The sequence below is a fragment of the Actinomycetota bacterium genome, assembly GCA_005774595.1.
Classification (GTDB): Bacteria; Actinomycetota; Coriobacteriia; order Anaerosomatales; family D1FN1-002; genus D1FN1-002.
In genome coordinates, this window is record VAUM01000415.1 from 1 (window position 1) to 1,474 (window position 1,474).

Here is a 1,474-nt window from a genome sequence, read left to right on the forward strand (position 1 = left end):
GCGGACGCCTTTGCGCAAGCGGATCTCGTCGCGCACCGGGATGTCGGAGAAGCCGCCGACCGCGCTGCCGAGCGCGTCGGCGAGCACGCCGAGCGCGGCCTCGTAGATGACGAAGCCGTTGCGCTGGTAGAAGTAGAGCATCGAGATGTCGTCGTTCGAGACCGCCGCGCGGATCGCCGGCAGGTTCAGCGACTTCGCGAGCGCCTCGGCGGCGTTCAGCAGCGCCGCGCCGACCCCGGCGCCCTGGAACTCCGGATAGACCGACAGCAGGACGACGGCGAGGTCGCCGCCGTTCGGCTTGAGCGCGAGCAAGCCCGCGAAGCGGCCGTCAGCCTCGGCGATGAGGTTCGTGCAGGCCAGCACGTCGAAGGTCGTGCCGAACACGTCGATGTCGGTCTCGCCCCACGCGCGGTCGCAGATCTGCTCGATGGCGCGGCGGTCCGCCGGTGTGGCGGCGCGCACCGCGAACTCGGTCTCGTCGGGCTTCGGCAGGTGCTTCGCGCAGGTCACGGTCGTGCGCGCGTCGTTGAGCGGCAGGAACTCGCCGCAGATGGGACACCGGTACTGGGGATACGGCGCTTCGAGGTCCTCGTCGCGCGCGGCGTCGTCGTCCATGGTTCCGGTCCCTTCCGAGTCGCCCTCGTCACACCCTAGATACCACAGCGCGCACGCAGGCGGCCGCCGGGCGCGCTCCCCGTCACCGCGCTGTGACCCGCTTCCTCCCGCACGCGGCGCCACGAGTGTACCCCTCACGGAGCGATACAATGGCGCGGCGGCGGGTCCGCTGGGGCCGCGTCGCGTCTCGCGAACAAGGAGCCCGCGCGTGCCCGACATCCCGCTGCTTGCCGAGTCTCCTGCCGCGCTCGCCGCGCTCGGCCGCGCGACCACGCTCTACACCGACCTGGACGGCACCTTGCTCGGACGCGGCGGCTGCCTGCTCGTCGACGGCGACGGCGAGCCTTCGACCACGGCGGCCGAGGCGGTCTGCGCCGTCAACCGCGCGGGACTCGACGTGCGCATCGTGTCGGGCCGCAACCGCGCCCAGCTGACCGAGATCGCGCGGATCTGCGACTGGAGCGGCTTCATCGCCGAGCTCGGCTGCGTCGTCGTCACCGCCCGGGGCGAGCACCCCGTGTACTTCACGGGCGACTGGCCGGACGGCGCACTCGCCGAGGGCGACACCCCGTTCGCGGTCATCGAACGCTCGGGCGCGCTGACGGCGCTGCAGGACCTGTTCCCGGGCCGCATAGAGCCGCACGGCCCGTACCAGGTCGACCGCACCTCCACCCACGTCCTGCGCGGCTGCGTCGACCTCGACGCCGGGCGCGCGGTCCTCGCCGGCCTCGATCCGCCGGTCGACCTCGTCGACAACGGCATCATCCGCCCGCCCCGGCACACCCTCGCCGGATGCGAGGAGATCCACGCGTACCACCTCGTGCCCGCCGGCGTGACCAAGCAGCGGGCCGCGGCGCGG

Annotated in this window: 2 protein-coding genes; one reads left to right on the plus strand and one right to left on the minus strand. The window is 72.9% G+C overall.

The genetic code is table 11. The features are described 5' to 3' along the window. The coding region (locus tag FDZ70_10605; GenBank protein TLM66152.1) for a GNAT family N-acetyltransferase at nt 1-834 on the minus strand (834 nt) is incomplete at its 3' end. Between FDZ70_10605 and FDZ70_10610 the strand changes: the two genes are divergently transcribed. Beyond that, on the plus strand, nt 824-1,474 hold a 651-nt coding region (locus FDZ70_10610; GenBank protein TLM66153.1), incomplete at its 3' end, for a hypothetical protein. The two genes, FDZ70_10605 and FDZ70_10610, sit on opposite strands and share 11 nt — an antisense overlap.